The 21,734-nt window shown below is 66.2% G+C and carries 18 protein-coding genes and 1 tRNA gene; 10 read left to right on the top strand and 9 right to left on the bottom strand.

The features are described from left to right. From AN218_RS17355 to AN218_RS17345, 3 genes are all read right to left on the bottom strand, one after another. A partial coding sequence (locus AN218_RS17355; RefSeq protein ID WP_171908706.1) for an AAA family ATPase occupies positions 1–2,570 on the bottom strand: 2,570 nt, incomplete at its 3' end. A 4-nt stretch (positions 2,571–2,574) separates the two neighbouring features. Next, positions 2,575–3,003, bottom strand: coding sequence for a hypothetical protein (locus AN218_RS38900; protein ID WP_338059625.1), 429 nt, complete (start codon positions 3,001–3,003; stop codon positions 2,575–2,577). 956 nt (positions 3,004–3,959) lie between these two features. Then, positions 3,960–4,172: a hypothetical protein gene (locus tag AN218_RS17345; RefSeq protein ID WP_070017794.1), complete on the bottom strand. Its 213-nt coding sequence runs from the start codon at positions 4,170–4,172 to the stop codon at positions 3,960–3,962. A gap of 545 nt (positions 4,173–4,717) precedes the next feature. Between AN218_RS17345 and AN218_RS17340 the strand changes: the two genes are divergently transcribed. Then, entirely contained in the window at positions 4,718–5,476 is a 759-nt protein-coding gene (locus tag AN218_RS17340; protein ID WP_070017793.1) for a GntR family transcriptional regulator, read from the top strand. An 81-nt stretch (positions 5,477–5,557) separates the two neighbouring features. Here AN218_RS17340 and AN218_RS17335 read toward each other — a convergent pair whose 3' ends face one another. From AN218_RS17335 to AN218_RS17325, 3 genes are all read right to left on the bottom strand, one after another. Continuing rightward, a complete protein-coding gene (locus AN218_RS17335) occupies positions 5,558–6,241 on the bottom strand; it encodes a RibD family protein (RefSeq protein ID WP_070017792.1) in 684 nt (227 codons plus the stop codon). Between the two features lie 43 nt (positions 6,242–6,284). Beyond that, positions 6,285–7,637: a helix-turn-helix domain-containing protein gene (locus tag AN218_RS34575; protein ID WP_275936978.1), complete on the bottom strand. Its 1,353-nt coding sequence runs from the start codon at positions 7,635–7,637 to the stop codon at positions 6,285–6,287. 248 nt (positions 7,638–7,885) lie between these two features. Then, the gene (locus AN218_RS17325; RefSeq protein WP_070017791.1) at positions 7,886–8,266 is read right to left on the bottom strand and encodes a GntR family transcriptional regulator; all 381 of its coding nucleotides are present in this window, start codon (positions 8,264–8,266) and stop codon (positions 7,886–7,888) included. Positions 8,267–8,577: 311 nt separating this feature from the next. On the opposite strand from AN218_RS17325, the gene AN218_RS17320 reads away from it, so the two are divergent. The 8 genes from AN218_RS17320 to AN218_RS17285 all read left to right on the top strand — a co-directional run bounded on the left by AN218_RS17320 (position 8,578) and on the right by AN218_RS17285 (position 17,463). Beyond that, complete coding sequence (locus AN218_RS17320; protein WP_070017790.1) at positions 8,578–8,883, top strand: hypothetical protein; 306 nt, start codon at positions 8,578–8,580, stop codon at positions 8,881–8,883. After that, on the top strand, positions 8,883–9,893 hold the full coding sequence (locus AN218_RS17315) for a DUF2637 domain-containing protein (RefSeq protein ID WP_070017789.1): 1,011 nt from the start codon (positions 8,883–8,885) through the stop codon (positions 9,891–9,893). Before AN218_RS17320 ends, AN218_RS17315 begins: the two co-directional genes overlap by 1 nt. Positions 9,894–10,060: 167 nt before the next feature. After that, positions 10,061–12,277, top strand: coding sequence for a cell division protein FtsK (locus AN218_RS17310; protein ID WP_420855980.1), 2,217 nt, complete (start codon positions 10,061–10,063; stop codon positions 12,275–12,277). A 140-nt stretch (positions 12,278–12,417) separates the two neighbouring features. After that, positions 12,418–12,669: a hypothetical protein gene (locus tag AN218_RS17305; RefSeq protein WP_070017788.1), complete on the top strand. Its 252-nt coding sequence runs from the start codon at positions 12,418–12,420 to the stop codon at positions 12,667–12,669. Positions 12,670–12,692: 23 nt separating this feature from the next. Continuing rightward, positions 12,693–12,887: a hypothetical protein gene (locus AN218_RS17300; protein ID WP_070017787.1), complete on the top strand. Its 195-nt coding sequence runs from the start codon at positions 12,693–12,695 to the stop codon at positions 12,885–12,887. 17 nt (positions 12,888–12,904) lie between these two features. Beyond that, positions 12,905–13,120 carry a hypothetical protein gene (locus AN218_RS17295; protein ID WP_070017786.1) on the top strand — a complete coding sequence of 72 codons (216 nt, stop codon included), beginning with the start codon at positions 12,905–12,907 and terminating at the stop codon, positions 13,118–13,120. Between the two features lie 149 nt (positions 13,121–13,269). After that, a complete protein-coding gene (locus AN218_RS17290) occupies positions 13,270–15,243 on the top strand; it encodes a DUF3987 domain-containing protein (protein WP_070017785.1) in 1,974 nt (657 codons plus the stop codon). A 708-nt stretch (positions 15,244–15,951) separates the two neighbouring features. After that, positions 15,952–17,463: a LacI family DNA-binding transcriptional regulator gene (locus AN218_RS17285; RefSeq protein WP_070017784.1), complete on the top strand. Its 1,512-nt coding sequence runs from the start codon at positions 15,952–15,954 to the stop codon at positions 17,461–17,463. Between the two features lie 1,287 nt (positions 17,464–18,750). Here AN218_RS17285 and AN218_RS17280 read toward each other — a convergent pair. The 3 genes from AN218_RS17280 to AN218_RS17270 form a co-directional block, all read right to left on the bottom strand. Then, on the bottom strand, positions 18,751–19,512 hold the full coding sequence (locus AN218_RS17280) for a DUF3800 domain-containing protein (protein ID WP_171908705.1): 762 nt from the start codon (positions 19,510–19,512) through the stop codon (positions 18,751–18,753). A 438-nt stretch (positions 19,513–19,950) separates the two neighbouring features. Further along, positions 19,951–20,024, bottom strand: a tRNA-Pro gene (locus tag AN218_RS17275). 143 nt (positions 20,025–20,167) lie between these two features. Further along, a complete protein-coding gene (locus tag AN218_RS17270) occupies positions 20,168–21,097 on the bottom strand; it encodes a metallophosphoesterase (protein ID WP_070017782.1) in 930 nt (309 codons plus the stop codon). A 151-nt stretch (positions 21,098–21,248) separates the two neighbouring features. Here AN218_RS17270 and AN218_RS17265 point away from each other — a divergent pair, with 151 nt between their 5' ends. After that, complete coding sequence (locus AN218_RS17265; RefSeq protein ID WP_070017781.1) at positions 21,249–21,716, top strand: GatB/YqeY domain-containing protein; 468 nt, start codon at positions 21,249–21,251, stop codon at positions 21,714–21,716. Positions 21,717–21,734: the final 18 nt, after the last annotated feature.

Raw genomic sequence — 21,734 nt, 5'->3', positions numbered from 1 at the left:
GCGCGAAGCGAACCGTCCACGAGATCCCACACCCGCACCTCCCCGTCGTCGCTGCCTCCGGTGACCGCATGAGCCCGACCATCAATCACCGTGCACGCAACAGCATGGATCCAATCCGTGTGCCCAGACAGCGTGGCGCGAAGCGAACCGTCCACGAGATCCCACACCCGGACGTCCTCGTCGCTGCCTCCGGTGACCGCATGAGCCCGACCGTCAATCACCGTGCACGCAACAGCATCCACGGAACCGCGATCGGAGAGGATGCTGTGGAGTGCAGGGTGTACCAGAACTCCAGTTGCCCACTGAGGGCGCCATGGGCGTTCCTTGGAGAGTTCTAGGGCGAGAGCGGTTTCTGCGTAACGGGTGGCGTCGATGGCGAGGATGTCACGGCGCTGTTGCGGGCTGGCGGAGGAATGTACAGGTCCTGAGGCCCGATAGATGGCGCGGCGAAGGCGACCCTCGTCAGTGTGCACGGCGTGAAGTGCGCGCAGCAGATGGGTCGGCGTGCCGTGGATGAGGAATTCGCTGTCGTGCAGCACTCTGTCGAGAGAGTCGGCTGCTGCCGCGTGTGTGGCGAGATGGTCTCGTACGTATTGGTGGGCGGCCGGCCAGTCGCGGAGACCGGTGCGTGGATCGCGGGGAACCCGGGCCAGGAGCGCGGTTGTGATTACTTGGTGGGCGGCTGCGTCGTCGCTTCGTTCACGCAGGTGCTCGGCCATTGTTTCGTGGAATAGGCGATAGGCCGATCCGTTGGGTGTGGAGGTCTCGACGATGTAGGCCCCAGCGTGCTCGTGGAGCCAACGCAGGTCCTCCTGCGGACAGGGGACTTCCGAGAGAGCTTCGCTCAGCGGCGCCCATATCGTGGACCAGGGCAACCCTGCCCCTTGGGCGTAGGCAAGGGGCCGCAGCAGACGCTCCACTTTCGGACGATCAGAGCCGAATCGTTCGAGGTACGCGGCAAATGCTTGGCCCGCGTCGCTGGGCAGTTCCGCCTCCCAGCCGGGGCAGGTGGTGTCCACGGTGATTTGGCCGTGAACCAGAGCACGTGCCGTCATCCGCGTGACCAGGAACGATTTCCCCGCCCGCGCGGCTATGCCCTTGGCTACCTCACTCGCTTCCCCAGGACGGCCCGCGTACGGAGAGCGACTATCAAGATCCTGAGCATCAAGGAGAAGAGTGCAGGCGTAGTCGGTCACGTCCTGACTGGTGATGTGTTCGGGTTCGTCCAGGTCGAGAGTCACAATCGCTCTGCCCAGAGCAGGGAGTAGCGGGCGTCGAGTCCCAACAATTAGTCGTATGGCGGAAAGCGTGCTTAAGGGTTGTAGGAGCTCACGAGCAATGCGGTTGCCCTCGATGGCGTCCCCCGCTGTGCCAGCCTCATCGAGAGCGTCCACAACGATCACGATTGGCTTGGTGCGCTCGCCCATCGCAGCGAGGAGTTCGTCCCGGTCGCTGTCCGTGGACAGACCGAGCGCGGCGGACAGGTCGGTGGCCAGATCCTCCAACGCGACGCGCCGGGCGTGTAGGCGAACGACCGCCAACCCCTCTGGGGGCAAGGCTTGTGCAGAAGCGGTGGCACGGGCCGGGTGGTCGGCGTCTGTCAGCATCAGGAGGCGGCCGAGCAGCGAAGACTTCCCCGACCCAGGGTCACCGGTGATCACTCGTGCCTTACGGTCGTGCCGCGGTGCACTCAACCACGAAGCCAGTGCCGTTAGTGCGGCCGTCCGGCCGGTGAAATAGTCCCCGCGATCGCTAGCGTTCTCAACGCCCCGACCTCGCGCATCGAAGTGGCCGCGGGTCTGCCTGCGCAGCCGCGTCAGAGTGTCGACGTCCAGGTCGTCAGCCGGCAAGCCCCTGATGTGAGCCTTGTTGTGGAAGAAGGGGTCGTGTCCGTCACTGTCAATCGTCGAGTGGCGAGCATGCTGCGAAGGGTGCTTGTCCCGGAAGTACTCGTTGATCCGTTCGGTGACTTCGCGTACGCCCAGGTACTCCTGGTGGGCGCCCGCCCGTGGCTGGTCCAAGACACTGGCCAAGGCTTCCACGAAGGCGTTCTCACACGCTCGTTCCTTGCCTCGTGCAGCCGCCATCATCCAGCGTCCGGCTTCGCCTCGCTGCGAAGAAGCCAGCTCGGCAGCAAGTCTCGCAATCTCGTCCGTACCTGCACCGGCATAGCAGGTATCGAGCGCGACCAGGAGATGTCCGACCGGACTTGTCATCAGAGGGCGGCACAGATCCTCGCTGGCCAGTGCTGAGGTGTAACGCCCGGGCCTGCTGTTGGCACACAGCAGGTAATGCCGATCGGCAGCCTTCACGCCGTGGCCGGCGAAGTAGAGGATCACTGTGTCCCGGGAACTCAGATCGGTCTCCAGCACCCAGTCCTCGATGCCTTCCACCAGGCTCTTGTCGGGGTCGGCCGCCAATTCCGGCAGGACCGCCGTGTAGTCCATCGGTTCCAGCAACTCGCGCACACGCTCAACGTCCTGACGGACACCGGGCAGATCGTCGATGGCCGCGTCTGCGTACACAGCAACACCCATCGCGATCAGAAACCTGCGACCCTGCGCTGCCATCGCTTCAGTCCTCCAAGCCCTGTGCAACGGCCCAGCCTGTGCGTGCTGCAGTGAGGTAGCGCAGCAGATCGTGCATTCGGACACCATTGGTGATCGAAGCGTCCTCGACCCGGTCACCGAAACGCGATGCCAGCCGGTCGGGAAGGGCGACGATGTCGGCGCGATCGGCAAGGTTCGTCCAGCGCACGACACCGCCAGGCCAAGCGCCGGTCCCGTGGACAGGAGACGGCTGGAGCCGATCGAAGACGACGTTGCGCATCCCTAACGGAGACCCCACAGTGACGAAATCGGTGACCGGCCATTCAGGGTGCGCACAGAGGGCTTCATAGGCAACAACTGAGCCAAGTGAGTGTGCCACCAGCACCCTCGTTTCCTTGGTGATCTCCGCAGAGACGCGAGCCTGGGCCTCGTACCTCAGGTCAGACTCCGTCATGTACCGACGCACCTGCTTCAAGGCAAGGATGAGAAGCCGGTCGGACACATTCGCGAAGAAGCGCGAACCACTCAACGCGTCTAGAGCTGCCCGGACACGCTCCGACAGCAACAGCCGAGATGCACCAAAGCCAACCGGGCCCCGCGAGCCCCCCGCTCCAGGACCAAGTACTGCCGGGTCAACCCGCGCTGCCTGCTCCCACCAAGCCGAGAGCAGCTCGCATTCAAGTCCCTCCTCGACGTCCGTCTCGTCCCATGGAGGCAGATCTGAGGAGCGTGTCCCCTCCTCGAAATACAGGTGCCCGTAGAATGCGCACGCCACATCCTCCGGACCGAGCTTCGAACCACCCGCCAGGCGCACCCCGTCTCGAAGCGCCGGACCTACTTCTTGTCCCATCAGCACGGGCCCTCGGAACTCCTGCCCGACGCCGTGGACAACGACCACCCTTGCCATGGCCAACTCCCCCGCTAGGCAACACGCTTGATGACCCCGGTCTACCGGAGAGCGGGCTGCGAAGTCACATCCGCCCGCACCGCGCCCAAGAGCTGAGGCGGCCTGCCAGACCGAGTCAGCGACTCATCACCGGCCTCGAAGTGCGCAGATCCGTCTCATGCCAAGAGGCATCCGGGAATTGAGGCTCCCAGTACTCGACCGTTCCGCCCACGGGAGTCCACTTGAGGCACATCCAGCGAAGGCGTTGGATGCCTTTCGGATGCCAACCGGACGGGCTTGCCCTTGGCGCGGTCAGGAGTCTTGTGGCCACAAGCCGCGAGCACGGAGTTCGTCTTGCAACCAATCGGGCGCTAACGGACTCAGGGCGCAGGTCTGGGCGCACGGGGTGGGGCAGGCGTAGAGACCTCGTCCCGGACCCGAACCTGCTTCGATGACTCGAACCAGCATCATGTCGGCACGGTTCTGCTGGCAGACGATGCACTTGGCACGGTCGGGCCACATGGTCACCACCCCTTCGCGATCCGCAGGGCGGTGAGCGTGGTGCCCGGCCAGAGGGTGAGCACGGCCCCGCTGGCGAATCCGATGCGCTTTCCGCCGCCAGGCAGGTTGAACAGGCTTTGTACGGTCATGGGTTGGCCGCCCACCGTGATCACATCTCCTCGCTTCACCGTTGCGACGGTGACTTCGATTGCGACTTCCTTCTCAGTGCGAGCCACCGCGCGCCCTCTTGTGGCAGGGGCAGTTGCACGCGTCGTAGACGACCGGGATGCCTGGTCGCGGAGGCTTGGCTACTGCGTGCCTGCACTCGCTGTGTTTGCCGATGTGACAAGGCGGGGAGCAGTAGCCCGACCCGCGTCCAGGTGCACGCCGCGGTGATGAGTACGGCTGGGGATTCACGTCGTTCAGCTCCTCATGGCTGATGGCCGGTGCTTCGGTCGGCGCGACCGAAGGTCTCCGCGCAGACGAGGGCCCACGCGGTGCTGAAACCGGAGGAGTTGCTGTGCGCTCCGAATCTGTCGGCGAGTTCGAGCGCGGCTAACAGAGGCCGCCATGAGTCGTCTGACGGCTGCTTGGAGTCGACCTCGACGCGGACGCCGCCGTACTGATTCATCACTCGCGGTTCGAAGCCGGCAGCTACAAGGCACGCAATGATCTTTCGCGCGCGGGACGCGGCTAAGGGCACGGCGTACCTCCGGCACCAGGTGGTCACTTGGAGTGTTCCTAGTTAACTAGGTTAGACCTGGTGAACTAGATTTTCTACATGCCTGAGCAGCCGCCCTACCTTCGGATCGCTGACTTGCTCCGGCAGCGCATCGTGGACGGTGAGTGGTCACCAGGGGAGCGGCTCCCCTCACGGGCGCGGCTGGCGAGCGAGTACGACGTCGGCGACAACGTCGTTCGACGTGCGCAGGAGATGCTCATCTCTCAGGGCCTGCTGGAAGGCCGCGCCGGCTCCGGTACGTACGTGGCCGAGCCGCGGCAACGGGTGCGTATGGTGCGCTCACTAAGCCGTGAGCGTCGCGAGGGCTCGCCCTTCCGGGCTGACATGGCCGCACTGGGTAAGACAGCGACTTGGGACTCCCGCACCGAAGCGAAGGTTCCGGCATCGCCTGAGATCGCGGCAAGACTCGGACTTGAGGTCGGCGACCTCTGCGTTCGTACGAGCTACGAGTTCATGGCAGACCGCAAACCGGTGCAGCTGTCGACCAGTTGGGAGCCCTACAGCCTCACGGGCGGCACGATCGTTGTACTCCCCGAGGGAGGCCCGTTCGCAGGCCGCGGGGTGGTTGAGCGCATGGCGGAGATCGGCGTGCAGATCAGCCATGCTGTAGAGCAGCCTGAGCCAGGAGGGGCCACAGCAGAAGAGGCCCAACTCCTCGGGGTTCAGCGAGGCTCGTTCGTGACGCGCATCCAGCGCACCTACTATGCCGACGGTCGCCCCATTGAGACTGCGGACATTGTCATTCCTGCCGCCTTCAGCGAGATCGTGTACGAAGTACCGATCGAACCTGGCAGTTGATCCACCGACGACCTCTGCCCCAAGAAGCCAGATGGATTGCTGGCTTCGCGTCTGCTTCGCAGCGTCTGACGGGAACGACGCTCAGGCGTCGCTCTCCTGCTTGGGCAGGAAGCGCATGAGTACGACGTCGCCGATCTGCCGTGTCTCGGCAAGTGTCATGCGCCGGGTCGTGGGCCAGGGGTAGTCCGCTGGGTTGAGGAAGCGCGGGGCGCCAGCCTGGCCGACCACTAGGGGGGCAACAACAACGTTGATCTCGTCGACGAGGTTCTGGGAGAGGAACGCGGTGTGAACCTGGCTGCCTCCCTCGACCAGCAGGCGGCCGACGCCCCGTTCCCCGAGGTCGTCCAAGATCTTGCCGAAGTCCAGATCCTCGCCGGTGGACACAACCTCGGCGAGCTGCCCCAGGCGTGCCCTGAGCTTCTCCGCCCCCGCATCCGTCGTATAGGCGACCTTGTCACCGCCGTAATGCCAGAACTTCAGGTCGGCGTCGAGGCCGCCGCTCTTGGTGACCGTGACCTTGAGGGGGTAGGCCGGATTGCCGGCTGCTTCGCGCGCTGCCCGACGTTCCTCACTGTTCACCAGGAGCCGGGGGTTGTCTGCCCGCATTGTGCTCGCGCCGATGAGGATGGCGTCGGAGTCGGCGCGGACCTGGTCGACGCGGTCGAAGTCCTCCGCATTGCTGAGCATGAGTCGTGAGTCGCTGGTGTCGTCGATGTAGCCGTCGATCGACGTTGCGACCTTGAGTACGACGTACGGGCGGGGCACTGGACATCTCCTAAGAACTTGCGGAGTTGAGGATGGCAGCGGGTCACGCCTGCTTCAGCACGGCCTCTTGCATCGCGTCTCGGAACTCGTTGACGGTGGGTACGTTATGCCACTTGATCAGGCTGGATTCGAGCTGAGCAAGCTCGCGAGTGATGCGCCCGGAACCCGTCTCCACGCCGATGCGGAGGGCCTGCATCCCTATTCGGCCGGCTTCATCAGCTTCACCGGCGCCGGCGAGTGCTACGGCCTGCCGAGAGAGGTGAACACCTCGTTCCCGGTGGTAGTCCGCGGGCAGATCGGCGACAGCTCGTCCAAAGCTCTCCGCAGCCGCTTGGTAATGGCCGAGAGTGCTGAGGCTCCGGGCCCGCTGTGCCTCGATGTACGCCGCGTCGAGCCAGACGCCCAGCGACGAATCCGGGTCGGCGTCCATGGCTTGACGTAGGTCGTGAGCGTGGTCATAAGCGCGCAAGCAGGCGTCGTCCGCGCCTCGCAGAGCGTGGGCGTGGGCTCCGAACACGGCTGCCACCGCCGCGAGTCGGCTGTTCGGCTCTGCGTGCTGCTCTGCGGCCTCGGCAACATCCAGAGCGTCGACGGAGTCGTCCATGTCGGCGGCGAGCTGGCTCCGACGCGCCAAGGTGAAGGCCGTGAGCTGCCTGTCATTCGTCAGATGGGCCATTTCCAGGGCTTCGCGCATCCAATGCTGCGCGGCCCGGAAGTTCCTGGTGTCTTGGTGGAGCCAGCCAGCGAACTCCGCGTAGCGAGCGTGGAGGTAGATGAGTTTCCTACGGTCCTCGCCCCGCAGCTCCTCGCGCAGGGACTTCATGGCCGCAAGCTGGCGCTCGACGATCGGGATGCTCTGGTAGGGCCCGAACAGCTTGTCGCTGTTGATCAGCGCGCCGTGAGTTGCTTCCAGATGCTCGATCGCATTGGCGCTCGACAGTGACCCTCGCGCTGGGGCCGCCGCACCGACGGCTGAGGCATCTGCGAAAGCGGCGCTCGCCGCCGCGGTTCCAAGGGTGCCGAGCAACGTACGCCGCGAGATCGTCACGAAGATGATCCTTCCGTCGTCGGTACGAGCGGGGACGGCGATCCCCTCCGACGACGATGCTTCAGCGTCCGGCGCGTCTGCCAGATCCACATGGCCCTTGGACACATGAGGCCCCGGATTGGACACATGGCCACGCGAAAAACCGTCAGTCGCGCCGCTCTCCCGGAGCCGCCGGAAGATGCGTACGAGCGAACCGCCGGCGTTCAGCGCGTGGTCGTACGCAGTGATCAAGTCGGCAGACGGTGCTTGGTCGCCGCGCTCTGCGCGGGCCATGTAACTGGGGTTGAACAGGATCAACTTGCTCAACTTGCCAAGCGAGAAACCGCGTTGAGTTCGCCAGGCCCTCATCTCGGCGCCGAGGTAGTGCTGTGGGCTGGCATTCGGAGTCAAGTCCCTCGGCCTCTGCCCCACTTCGCCTCCCCCATGTGGCCCATGTGGCTGGGTGACGGCGGCCACATGTCTCTTCTGTCGGTCAGCCGATTCCCCGTCTACAACGGAGTGACAGGCACAACCAGCCTATCGACGCAGAACCGAGAAGGGAGACGACGATGGAAGGAGGGATGAACCGCAGTGGGATTACGACTGCTGTCGGCGAGCTACGAAGCGGGCCCGTCGTCCGAAGCTCTCTCGGTCTCCAAGTCCGTGACGCGGGTCGTGAGTTCGGCGAGCTGCGATGTGACGGCGTTGAGTTGAATCTGAAGCTCGCGCAGACCCTGAGCAGCGTCCTGAGCACTCGGTGCGCCGCTCGCGGCGTCGCGTACGAAGGTGCCGCTTCCCTGGCGGGTGTCCACGAGCCCTTCGGCCGCCAACTGGGCGTACGCGCTCTGCACGGTCATGGTCGCGACGTGAAGTTTGGCCGCGAGTCCGCGGCCGGCCGGGAGTTGATGCGACGGCGCGAGGTTGCCGTTCGCGATCTCCCGCCGGTAGTAGGCGGCGATGTCCTTGGCCGTCGGCGGTGTTTCGGCGGTCCACTCCATACCTGAAGCCTAACCGGTCTAGGTCAATCCAACTCAGTGCAGGGAACCACTTGCCCTGATCAGAGACCTAGGTCATTCTAAAGCCCGACAATGAGCACCCCGCTGGCCGGAGCGACCGTTCATTGACAACTCAACAGCGTGTTGATCCCGAGTGATTTTGATCCGTGATGCCGCCTGAGCTGCGGCGTCGCGGGTCATGACCACTCGCACAGGGCGATTGGCCACTGCACCGTCTCGGTGGTGCAGAGCGGCGGCACTCCCGACCAAACGCAGGCACGCCGCGTCCCGTCCCGACCAGGAAGCAGGCGCCAATGAGGCACTTCATCGGCCACCACCAGGTCGTCACAGATGACGACGCGCTAGAACTCGCGCTGGACCTTTGGCTTGGTCCCGACGAGGAGACAGACGAGGAACGTACGGCTCGGTTCGACGCCGGTCGCGACATCCTCGCCGAGGACCCGGAACTGTTCGATCTGGCCGTGAGGTTGGTCGTGGACCTGGCCAGGGACACGCGTGCGTCGCAGAATGTCTCCCCGCTGGGGGCGGCAGTCTCGGCCCCCGGACTGCGCTCCACCTCCGTCGACCGTGAAACTCGCGGCGAGCGGAGGGCCGCGTGATGGGCGTTGACCTGATCAAGCGCGCTCCCGTCACTGGCAGGAAGGTGCCGCCGCTGAGCAGGCCGGAACGCATCCTGTTGAGCACGGTCAGCGCTGGTGGCGCTGGGGTGGGCGGGCTTGGTCTCGCCGTCTCGTTCGGCTCGGTCTCCAGGGCCGCTGAGCGGTGGGGCTTCACCGAACCGTGGATGCTGCCGACCGGCATTGACGTCGCGATCCCGGTTTTCACCGCAGCCAACCTGCTGCTGATCCGGATGAACATGCCGCTGGCGTGGGTGCGTTGGGTGCCCTGGGCCCTGACCTTGGTCACCTGCTACCTGAACGTCTCCGCCGGCCAGAACATGGCGGCCAAAGCCGCGCACGGCACGATGCCGCTGCTGTGGGTCGTACTCTCCGAGGTCGCCGCACACGTCTACGCCACGCGTATCGGCGCGGTGACCGGTACGCGCATGGAGAAGATCCGGCGGTCGCGTTGGCTGCTGGCGTTCCCCTCGACGTTCGCTCTGTGGCGGCGGATGACGCTGTGGGAGATCACCAGCTACCGCGAGGCGCTTGAAGTGGAGAAGCGGCGACAGCTCGTCCGCGCGGACTTGTGGGAGGAGCACGGGCGCCGCTGGCGCTCCAAGGCCGACCGCCGCACTCGCGTGCTGCTGAAGCTCGGAGAGCTTGCCCCGGCCGACGCCATGCCGTCGGCCCCCGACACCCGGTGCGTATCCGACCCGACCGCCGAGTCGAACAGGGAACAGGCGGCGTCGCGGACGGCGCGTCCGCGACGGACTCCGAGGCGTCGGAAGGGCAGCAAGGTTCTGCGGCTGACGTTTGCTGAGCAGTTGGCCAACGCTCGTGTGGTGACCGCCGCGTGGACGGTCGAGCAACTGAAGGCGGAGCCGATCCGCAACGCAGTCGGCTGCGGACAGGAACGCTCCCGGCAGCTGCGCGACGCACTCAAGAACGAGCGCGCTGAGCTCCCCTCGGACTCCGCGACCGCTGAGCTGGAGACGGCGGCGTCGTGAGCGTCGCGCACACGTGAACCCGGAACGCCAGACGGCCCGGAAAATTCTTCCGGTCATGCACCCCGATCAGTGCTCAAGTTCCTGCTCACCCAACGACGGGGCCCGGCCGCTTGCTTGGCGGCTGAGGGCCGGGCCCCGCGCACCTCCCAACCAAGGAAGGAAGTTCAGTGAACCACTCCGATGACCACGACAAGAACCACGACCTGTTCGCCCGGCTGGAAGCCGAGATGGCTGCCGACGAGTCGGGCGGCGCGGTACTCGACCTCAACAAGGCTCGGTCGGTCCGCAGCAACCCGACCGACACTCTCGATGCGTCGACCAGCACACAGGACGAGGGTCGGCATGAGGAGTCGGGCGACGTGGCGCTGATGGTCGACCCGCTGACCGTCACCGGCCCGGGGCTGATGGAGCGTGTGCGGGGTGCCCGGCGAAACAGGGTGCTGCCTGCGTGGCTGCGGTCGAAGCCGGAACTGCTGGACGGCGTCGGCTGGTTGATCGGCTACGCCGGACACACCAGCCTCTACCACGCGCTGCGCCTGCCCTGGTACACGCTGCGGCTCGCTGCCCAGGCGCCGCGCGGCTTCGCCCGCTTCGTCGGCGGCACCATGCGGTGGGCGTCCGATGCCGAGGGCGAAGCCATGCGTCAGACCACGGCCAGCCTGGGCAACTCGGCCGTGGGGGAGTACCTGAAGCTCTCCCGCCAGCGGGATCGTCGGGTGCGCTGGCGTGGCGCCGTGGTGGCGCTGTCGCTGTTGGTCGGGTTGCCGGGTGCGCTGGCGCTGTGGGTGTTGGCCCCGACGTGGCTGCTGTCGACGGCCGTTGCCGCGGTCACCCTGGCGCTGGGTGCGGCGGGCATGTCGACGGACAAGCCCGTCGTCTCCCGCGCCGTCGTCGCCACGCAGGTCGAACGCCTCACCTCCACGATCGTCGAGCGCGCCATGGGTGCCCTTGGGATCGCGGAGGTCAACAAGGCGCTGGGCAAGGGCGGTGAGGGCATCCGCTTCCCCGCGCCGATCACCCGGGACGGGCCAGGTTGGCGAGCGGACGTCGACCTTCCGTACGGCGTGACGGTGGCAGACATCCTCGACCGCCGCGAGCGGCTCGCGTCCGGGCTGCGGCGCCCGCTGGGTTGCGTGTGGCCCGAGCCGGTCCCGGACGAGCACGCCGGCCGCATGGTGTTGTGGGTCGGCGACAAGGCGCTGAACAAGATGGACAAGCCCGTCTGGCCGTTGGCCAAGTCCGGTACGACATCGCTGTTCAAGCCCGTGCCGTTCGGTACCGACCAGCGTGGACGCCGCATCGACATCACGCTGATGTACGACAACATGCTGATCGGGGCCATGCCCGGCATGGGCAAGACCTTCGCGCTGGCCCGCCCGCTGCTGGCCGCCGCCCTGGACGTGACGGCCGAGATGCTGGTGTACGAGCTGAAGGGCACCGGCGACCTGGACCCGATCGGCGAGAGCGTCGCCGCGGACTACGCCAAGGGCGCCAAAGACGAGACCTACGAGGCCGCGCTCGACGGCATCCGCTACGTCTACCGGGAGTTGGAGCGCCGGGCGGACGTCATCGGGTCGCTGCCGAAGGACAAGTGCCCGGAGAACAAGGTCACTCCGGAACTGGCCGCCAACCGCTCCCTGGGCCTGCACCCGCTGGTCCTGGCCATCGACGAGTGCCAGGACCTCTTCGCACACGGGGAGTTCGGCAAGGAGGCGGGCAACCTGTGCACGGCCATCATCAAGCGCGGCCGCGCACTGGGCATCATCCTTCTGCTGGCCACGCAGCGGCCGGACAAGGAGAGCCTGCCCACAGCCATCTCCGCGAACGTCGGCACCCGCTTCTGCCTGCGGGTGATGGGCCAGCTGGAGAACGACATGGTGCTGGGCACCTCGATGTACCGGCGCGGTATCCAGGCCACCAGCTTCACCAAGGCCGACAAGGGCATCGGTTACCTCGCCGGGGCCCTCGACGAGCCGCAGATCACCCGCGGCTACTACATCGACAGCGTGGAAGCCGAACGCATCTGCGCCCGCGCCCGCAAGGCACGCATCCAGGCAGGAACCCTGACCGGCTACGCCGCCGGGGAAGAGCCGGAGCGGACCAAGGGCGGGGACACGCTGCTGACCGACATCCTCGCCGTCGTACCGGCCAAGGAGGCCAAGGCGTGGTCCGAGACTGTCGCCGAACGCCTCGCCGATCTGCGGCCGGAGGTCTACGACGGCTGGGGCGCCGAGCAGTTGACGGCCGCGCTCAAGCCCTACCGCATCGAGTCCGTCCAGATCGGCCGCCGCGTGGAGGGCAAGGTCGTCAACCGGCGCGGCATTGTCCGCGCCGACATCACCGCCACTGTCGCGGAGCGTGACGGAAAGCGCGACGCCGGATGAGCCTGCGGGGCCGCTATCGCTAGCAGTACACCCCGCTAACGTTAGCGGCCCCGCTAGCACTCCATATACCGCCTGATCAGGCCGCTAGTGGATAGCGGCCCTACCCCAGCCATGCCCGAAGCCGGCCCTGGGAGGGCTTCATGACCCCTGACCTGACCGCTATACCCGGTCTCCTCTTCATCGCTCTGAGTTACGCCGCACTGTGCGCGCTCTCGCCGTTCGGCAACTGCCGCAATTGCCGCGGACTCGGCTTCCAACTCACCACCACCCGCCGCGGAAAGCTCAAGCGCGGCAAGCACTGCCGCCGCTGCGAAGGCCACGGCAAACGCCTCCGCGCCGGCCGCTGGATCTACAACCACGCCGCCCGCATCCACCGCGACGGCACCCGCTGACCAACCAGGAAGGACGTCCACTCATGACTCTGACCCTCTCCGTCGTGCTCATCCTCGGCGTCACCGTCGCCGCCCTGCTGAAGTTCCGCGCCGTCGGGCTCGGCGCCGCCGTCCTGGTCGCGCTCTTCGGCTTCTACCTCGGCGGCACGGACGCGGCCGGGCCCATCAACCAGTTCGTGAACGCCTTCGCCGAAGTCGTCGGGGGCATCGGCAACTAGCAGGAAGGGAAAGGCAGATGACTCACTCCGCCGAAGATCCGGAGCACGTCACGCTCATGGCCGCCGGAGAGCTGCGGGAGGCCCTCACAGCGCTGGAACGCGGCGATCACGTGACGGCAGCTTCCGGCCTCATGGCGATAGACGCGGCCTCGTGGCGGGCCATCGAACGGCGTCTCGTCACGGTCGGCGGCAGCTTGCTCGAACTGCTCGCAGCACTCGGACAGGCCGCGTGAACTCCGAGTCCGCATCGTCGCGCCACGCAGAACGGCGAAGCGCAGAAGCACACATCACACAGGTGGCCCGAAGGCGGCAGCACTCCCGACCAAGGCAGCCCGCCGCCTTCGGTTCTCCCGTCCCAACCAAGAAACAGGAGGACACCAGCATGCCATCCGGACTGGGCGAATCGCCCTACGGCAATGTGCGGTCCCTGCCCGACCGCAGTGAGAGCAGCGGCCCGCCCGCAGACATGGAAGCGGAACAGGCCGTCGTCGGCGCGATGATGCTCTCCGCGGCCGTCATCACCGAAGTGACGGCGACGCTGAGCGTGGAGGACTACTACCGCCCGGCGCACGCCACGATTCACCGCGCGGTGATCGCTCTGCACGAGCAGGGGAAGCCCGTCGACCCCATCACCGTGACGCACGCCTTGGACCGCGACGGGGACCTGTCGCGTACGGGCGGGCCCGCGTACCTGCACGGCCTCGTTCAGTCAGTGCCGACCACGGCGCATGCCCCGTACTACGCGGAGATCGTGCACGAACTCGCCGAGCGTCGGCGGCTGATGGAAGCCGGCACCCGCCTCGTACAGGCAGCGACGGCGCCGGATTCCACGGCGGCCGACGTACGGGAGGCGCTCGCACTCGGAGAGGAGAAGCTGCCCGAAGCCTGGCAGGAGCCGATCCCGCTCAACGTCAGGCCCAAGCTGCCGACCTTCCCACTGCACGCTCTGCCCGGCTGGCTCGCGGACTTCTGCGCTGGCATCGCCGAGGAGACGCAGACGCCGACCGACATGGCCGGAGCGCTCGCGTTGAGCGTGCTCGCCACGGCCGCCGGCGGCCGGAGCGTGGTGCAGGTACGCGGCCGTTGGCGGGAGCCGACCAACCTCTACGTAGTGGTGGCTCTCCCGCCGGCGAACCGCAAGTCGGCGGTCTTCGCGGCCATGACGGGGCCCTTGTACGAGGCTGAGAAGGCGATCGCCGAGGAGGCAGCCGGTCTCATCGTCGAGGCGGACCTCACCCGCAAGATGGCGCAGGAGGCCGCCGACAAGGCGGCTGCCAAAGCAGCGAACGCGGACGGGCCGGAGCGGGACAACCTCGTTGCCGAAGCCATCGGACTGGCACAGCAGGCGGAAGCGCTCACGGTGCCGCCCCACCCCAGGCTGACGGTCGACGACGCCACCCCCGAAGCCATCTCCTCGCTGCTGGCAGAACAGAGCGGACGCCTGTCGGTGCTGTCTGCCGAAGGCGGCATCTTCGACATCATCGCCGGACGCTACTCCGGCACCCCCAACATGGAGGTCTTCCTCAAGGGCCACGCCGGGGACAGGCTGCGGATCGACCGCCGCACGCGGGAGGAATACATCGAATCCCCGGCCCTGAGCATGGGATTGGCTGTACAGCCTGCGGTCCTGGAGGAGATCGGGAAAAACCGCGGATTCGACGGCCGCGGACTCCTCGCCCGCTTCCTCTACGCGCTCCCGGAATCGCTCGTCGGCTACCGCAAGATCAACCCGACGCCCGTTCCGGAGCAGACGGCAGCGGCGTACGAGCGCAACGTCATCGCTCTCACTTTGTCGCTGGCCGACCGGACCGACCCCGTCGTGCTCACCCTGACGTCCGAAGCGTCCGCCGTACTCACTGCCTTCGAGGAGCGCGTTGAGCCGCAACTGCGGGTCAAGGGCGGGAGGCTGGGCCACGTCGGGAAGTGGGCGGGGAAGCTGATCGGCGCCGCGGCCCGCATCGCCGGACTGCTCCACCTGGCGCGCCACTTGCGGGACGGCTACGCCAAGCCCGTCGACGCGGACACGATGACGGCCGCCGTCGAGATCGCCGATTACTTCGCGGACCACGCCCTGACGGTCTTCGACCTCATGGGCGCCGACGCCGCCCAGGCACGTGCCCGTTCGCTCCTCGATGTCCTGGCCACGAACGGCTGGGAGACGGTCACCCGCCGCGACCTGTTCGCCAAGCTCTCGCGCTCGGAGTTCTCGACCATCGCCGAACTGGAGCCCGCCGTCGCGCTCCTCGAAGAACACGGCTACGTACGCAGCCACACCCCGCCCCGGACGGGCAAGCGCGGGCGCCCGCCGGCTCCGCGCTACCTCGTGCACCCGCAGGTGAGGGAGGGACAGGCATGAGGGCAGGCACTCCGACGCGTACGCTGCACCGTCCGCAGAAACCGCGGAATACGCACAATGCCCAGCGCACCCGGGCTGACCAGCCGGAAAGCACCTGGCAGAGCCGACGTGACGACGGGCCGCAGAAATCCGCGAAACCTCCGCAGAAAACCTGCCCGACCAACCATGCCCCGTCCGAGGGTTCGTGCTCTCTCCATTTGTGCGGCAGTTCTCGCGGTTTCTGCGGCGAGCCGGGGCGGCACACCAACACTCCTGGTCAGCCCGCAAGTTCGGGTGATTCTGCGGTTTCTGCGGTTTCTGCGGCAGGGACCAGTGCTGAGGAGGGGATCGGCAGTGACTGATCGAAAGACGGTGGCAGGGGGCGCCCTGCCTCGCTTGTACACGCCCGAGGAAGTCGCTGACGTCTTCGGCTGCTCGGACTGGTGGCTCAAGGAGCAAGCCAGGCGACGGCGCGTGCCGTTCACGAGGGTCGGTGGTGCCTACCGCTTCACCGAAGGACACGTGATCGAGATCGTCCGGCTCTTCGAAGAACGGCCGGCAGAAGAGCGGCGACCCGTGGAGCGGCCTCGTGTAGCAGCGTCCGGCGACGAGAGGCGAAGGCAGCCTTTCACGTCGCCCGTGCAGCAACTGCGGGCACGACCGCCGCGCCGGCGCACCGCCGAACAACCCGCTGCTTAGCCCGCAACAAGCGCAGAGAGAGGAGGCGACATGGCGTTCGGTCACAAGACGGGTGCGTACTACCGGGGCCGCTACAAGGTGGCCCCTGGCAAGTACGAGTCCGTGCGCGACAGTGCTGGCAACGTGGTCCGGTTCCGCACGAAGAGCGAGGCCAAGCGGGCGGCGGAAGAGCAGGAGGTGAAAGTAAGGCAAGGGAAGTGGCGCGACCCTACGGCAGGCCGACTGACCTTCGGCGAGTTCGCGAGCCGTTGGTACGGCGCGCAGGATCTCGCCCACTCCACGATGCAGAACTACAGGCACCACCTTGAGGAGCATCTGCTTCCGGACTTCGAGGCCATGAACCTCTCGGACATCTCGCGGGAGGACGTCAGCGCGTGGGAGCGGCGGGAGTCGCAGGTCTACGCGGCATCCAGCGTCAAGACATGGCGTTCGACGTTGCACTTGGTCTTCGCCGACGCCGTGGACGAGGGACTGCTGGAGACCAACCCGGCAGCGAAACGACGCGGCCGTGGGAAACGCGCCGGCCGTTCGCAGAGCCGAGGGCCGGAGAAGGTGGTCACCGACCCTCTGGGATTGCTGCTCATCGCAGAGCGGGCAGCCCTTCTGTCCGGACGAGATGACGAGTTCGTGGCTTGCGTCCTCAAGGGATACACCGGTATGCGCTGGGGCGAGATCGTGGGCCTGGAGACCGAGTACGTACGGTCGGCTGGCTTCCGGGTCGAATGGCAGCTCTACGAACTCGATTCAGGCGAGACGGTCCGCTGCCCGCCGAAGGACGACAGCTACCGGACCATCGACGGCCCCGAGTGGTTGGTGCAGCTCGTACGCGACCACATTGCCCGACGACGACCGGACCCATGTGCATGCCACGGGAACCGGTACGTCTTCTCCGGCAACGGAGTCATGAAGGGCGGGCGACCGGGCGCGAAACTCGTGGACGTGGCTCGGGCTGCCGGGGTGTCAACTGGCACCGTCTCCAACGTCCTCAATCATCCAGAGCGCGTCACCGATTCGACCCGGGAGCGGGTGGAGGCGGTGGTCACGGAGTTGGGCTTCATACGGGGCAGGTCAGAGCCAGCGGCGACAGCCCATTGGAGACGGAACGGCTTCTCCACCTGGCTGTTCACTCCGGCAGTCTCCGGCTGGTACCCGAAGAAGGCACCACAGGAAGCCCGGCCAGTTCCGGTGGTGGCTGAGCCCTGGCCAGGAGTGCCCGTACGTGGACGCAACTCACAAGGCCGTGCAACAGCATGTTGGACACCGGTTGCCCGAGGACTCACCCCGCATGGCCTTCGGCACTCCCACAAGACGCACATGGAGGACCTGGGCATGCGCAAGGTCCTCATGGACGAACGCATGGGCCACATCGATGGGTCAATCTCAGCTCGCTACTCCCACGTGACACGCGGCATGCGTGAGCGCCTGTGTGAGGGACTTACGGAGATGTGGGAGGAGTCACTCGACGCCCGAGGCTGGATGCATCCGCAGTCTCCGGTCGCGGTCTTGGATCGACTCCTGAGAGCCAGAAAGGAGACTGTGTAGTCTGCGAAGATTCACGATCTTCGCAGAGATTCGGTAAACGATCCACCAGGGCTCTCTGCACGCGTCAGGACCGGTGTCTCATGGCAGGACCCCGGCCCTGATTGCGTGCAGAGTTGTTGATGTCAGCGCTCGATATCAGTCCGCGTTCGTCCTAGGGACGCTACGGCCCCTTGGACCATGTCCACCAGAGCAAGCACGATTACGGCGACGACAAGCCAGGTGGCTTGACGAAGGACACCGGACATGGTGTCTCCGTTGACCACACAGCCGAGTGCAACACTCAACAAGATCATTTCTTTCTTGCGACCGATGATGCCCTGTGCGACAGTACGAAACATCACTCCTCCAGGCATTGGAGCGAGTGTGGCTACAGCCGGGGTTGCCACTAGGTGTCCTCCTCGGTACCTAGGTAGGGTGCCCGAATTTCTTGGGTGAGAGGCGGGCACCCCATTAACTTTTCTGATGTCACGACGCCAGTGCACGAGGTGCGCGAACTCGCGCGTGAGCAATTAGCATGACGCTCGTTCACGAGACGCGCGAGCCCGTTATCCACAGGCGCTTGTGGATAACTTGCAGCTCTCGGGTGAACCACCGAGCTTGGGATGCTTTACGGCCACAGAACGTATCAGCGGCCTTCTCGTGTAGAGGCAAGAGAGTGTGCGTTTCGGCTGCCTCCGAGTTGACTGGGGATTGCCTAAGCCGCCTCATGGGTCGCCCTAACGACCAGTCCTGTGACCTGGACTTTCTATCTGCAGGCATATGCCGCGCTGTGAACATGGGGCACCGCCGGGTGGAACAGGGGCACCGCTGGGTGAAGCAGGAACACCCGTAGGTGCTGACGTAAATGGCGTGTAAGGGATAAATCCATCAAGTCGAATGGCTCAAACTGCTCAGCTTCTGAGGCCGACGGGGAGTCGGCTGCCCCAGCCGCGGCGGCCCGCGCCCATGTGTGGGGTTGATTGCTGGGCCGGTGCGGGGGAGGCAGGGTGAAGCCGATGGGAGCTGCAAGGTTAGGCGGCTGAGTAAGTGCCACACGATCTTCGAACCGCTGAGGCTGGCGGGATCACAGGCGGGTCGATCTCACGCCTCCGAACCAGGAGCTTGATCGGCTGTGCGCTGCTAAGAATCATGTGGCTGGTAGTAGGCGCCGCCCCGATCTGCCACTATTATTGGTGTTGTTCAAAGGGCCGCCCAAGCGGCCGCGGGGATCATGCTTGGTCTGCTGCCAGACCCTTCCGGCAAGGTCGGTTGAAGCCCCCCGGGCCCCTTGGGGGCCCTTTGTGCGCTCTAGAGGCCGCCGGTCGGCCACCAGGGCATGCCAGTCATCGTGACGTCGTTGCCGAGGTACTTGAAGCCGTACGACCAACTCACTCCGTTGATGCGGCGAAGCTGGTGCCGAATCGCCAGTAGATGAGCGGCTTCGAAGCCACCGAACTGATCAGGGCGTATCGCGGCGCTCAACATGCCTGCGTACTGGTCGGCTGCTTGCAACCCATCCCACTTCGCCTGGTCTTCGAACTTCACGTCGCCGTGCAGCCGTTGCCATGGGAGCCATCCAGGGCCCGTTTGGCGCTTGATGTTGAAGTACGAGCGTGTCGTTCGGTGGTCAAACCCCCGAACGTGTCCGAAGCGCACGACGACATCTCGGGGGCCGCCTGGCCAATCCCTGGCACTGAGGAGCATGCGTTCCATCGTGATGCCGGCGGCGAAGTTGTAGAAGACCGCGTGGTTCTGACGCATGCCCGCTTGAGCAGGAATGGCAGCCTTCTCGACCACCACGTAGATGATCTGCACTCCGGATAGCTGGGCGAGGGTCTGGGCCACATGCTGGCGCCGGGAGTACGTCTTGACGTGGTCCTTCCAGTGCAGTGCCTTTCCTGGCGGGCACCTGAGATCACGCCTCAGTTGCGACATCGTGGCGCGCATTGGGGCTTCGGACTCGTCGGCGCAAAGAGCAGCCGCGAATGCGAAGTACGGCGAGGCGGAGGCTCCGGTGCCACGGTCGCCGGTTTCGTCGATGTATGCGCGCACAAGCTGACGAGCTGTCACGTTGCCCCCACTGCAACCTATGATTGGTACACAAGAGAACAAGCTACAGGACAACTTGGGCAGCCACTACTATATGTAGTGGTTTTTTTTTGCCCAGGCACTACATCTAGTAGGCAGTAAGTCGGATTCAGTGAAACGGCTTTGGTCAGCACTGATCTGGGGTGAGAGGTCAATAGCTTGTGGGCGTCGCGCGATGCGGCTCCGGCCAAACTGCTTACGCCGATTGTTGCGTCGCTACCTGTATGAACGGTGGGCGCGGTGGCTGGTCACGTCGGTTCGCCGTTAAGTGGCGTAGGCGGATGCTCGGGACGGGCTGGATCCGACGAGAGTCGCGATCTTCGCCAGGATTTCGCCAAACGATCTCAAGAGGCACCTCGAACACGCGTCAGGGTCGGTGTCCTATACCAAGACACCGACCCTGAACTGCTACTTCCTCTGTCGGGGTGGCGGGATTTGAACCCACGACCTCTTCGTCCCGAACGAAGCGCGCTGCCAAGCTGCGCCACACCCCGAAGCAACGCGCACCACTCTAGCCCAGGCGGAGGCTGAGGTGAAATCGGGATTCCTTGGGAAGAGCGGCCTCAGCAGGCCCGGGAGGGCCCGCGCCGCACCCGCAGGAGTCCGTCCGCCCCAGGGTTCCGCAGGCGCCCGCCCCTCAGTCCCGTGCCGTCAGCGTCAGCAGCGTCGCCTCCGGGGGGCACGCGAAGCGGACCGGGGTGTAGCGGTTCGCGCCGCAGCCCGCCGAGACGTGGAGGTAGGCGCGGTTGCCTCCGGCGAAGTGCGTGGAGAGGCCCTTGACGCGGTCGGTGTCCAGGTCGCAGTTGGTGACCAGGGCGCCGTAGAACGGGACGCAGAGCTGGCCGCCGTGGGTGTGCCCGGCGAGGATGAGCGGATAGCCGTCCGCGGTGAAGGCGTCCAGGGAGCGCAGATACGGCGCGTGGACGAGGGCCAGCGAGAGGTCGGCGTCCCGTTCGGGGCCGCCGATGACGGCGCTGTAGCGGTCCCGCTTGATGTGCGGGTCGTCCAGGCCGGTCAGGGCGATCTCCTCGCCGCCCGCGAGCTTCAGCCGTCCCCGGGTGTTGCTGAGGCCGATCCAGCCCGCCGTGTCGAAGGCGTCGCGCATGCCCTCCCACGGGTTGTGGACGGCGGCGACGGCCGGGGCGTTCCCGTTCAGGCCGTGGCGGCCGCTGGCCTTCTCCAGCAGATAACGCGCGGGGTTGCGCGGCTTGGGCCCGTAGTAGTCGTTGGAGCCGAAGACGTAGGCGCCGGGGAAGTCCATGAGCGGGCCGAGGGCGTCCAGGAGTTCGGGGACGGCCTCCGGGTCGGAGAGGTTGTCGCCGGTGTTGATCACGAAGTCTGGGTGCAGGCCCGCGAGCGACCGCAGCCAGCGCTGCTTCTTGCGCTGCCCGCTCACCATGTGCACATCGGAGATCTGCAGGACGCGCAGTGACTGCATGCCTCTCGGCAGTACGGGGACCGTGACGCGTCGCAGGCGGAAGCTACGGGGCTCGACGAGCGTCGCGTAGCCCGCGCAGGCCGCGCCGAGTGCCGTCAGGGTGAGAGGGATTCCGTATCGCGCGCGCATGTGGCCATGGTCGCAGACCCGCCGTCGCCCTCGCACTCCGTGCACGGAACCGCACCCGCCGCCCCGTGCCCCGGCGGTGTGCGCCTGTGGACGGCCGCGAGACGGGGTGCGAGATGATGGTCCCCGAATCTCTGGAGGACACGAAAACGCCATGACTACGCTCAAGTCCAAGCTTCAGGACGACCTGACCGCAGCGATCAAGGACCGTGACGAGCTGCGTTCCGCCACCCTCCGCATGACCCTCGCAGCGATCTCCAAGGAGGAGGTCGCCGGCAAGTCCGCGCGTGAACTGTCGGACGACGAGGTGCAGAAGGTGATCACGCGCGAGGCGAAGAAGCGCCGCGAGGCGGCGGACGCCTTCGCCGACGGCGGCCGTGCCGAGTCGGCCGAACGGGAGCGCGCGGAGGGCGAGATCCTCTCCGGCTATCTGCCCGCGCAGCTCACGGACGAGGAACTGGACGCGCTGGTCGGCGAGGCCGTCGCCGAGGCGCAGGCCGGGGGAGCCGAGGGGCCGCGCGCGATGGGCGCCGTCATGAAGATCGTCAACCCGAAGGTGCAGGGCCGGGCCGAGGGCGGACGCGTCGCGGCGGCGGTCAAGAAGCGGCTCGCGGCGGGCTGATACCTGCCGGGCCGACGG

Source organism: Streptomyces nanshensis (assembly GCF_001751255.1).
Taxonomy (GTDB): Bacteria; Actinomycetota; Actinomycetes; order Streptomycetales; family Streptomycetaceae; genus Streptomyces; species Streptomyces nanshensis_A.
The sequence above is the reverse complement of the archived record's forward strand: the minus strand, read 5'-3'. Positions and strand labels throughout refer to the sequence as shown.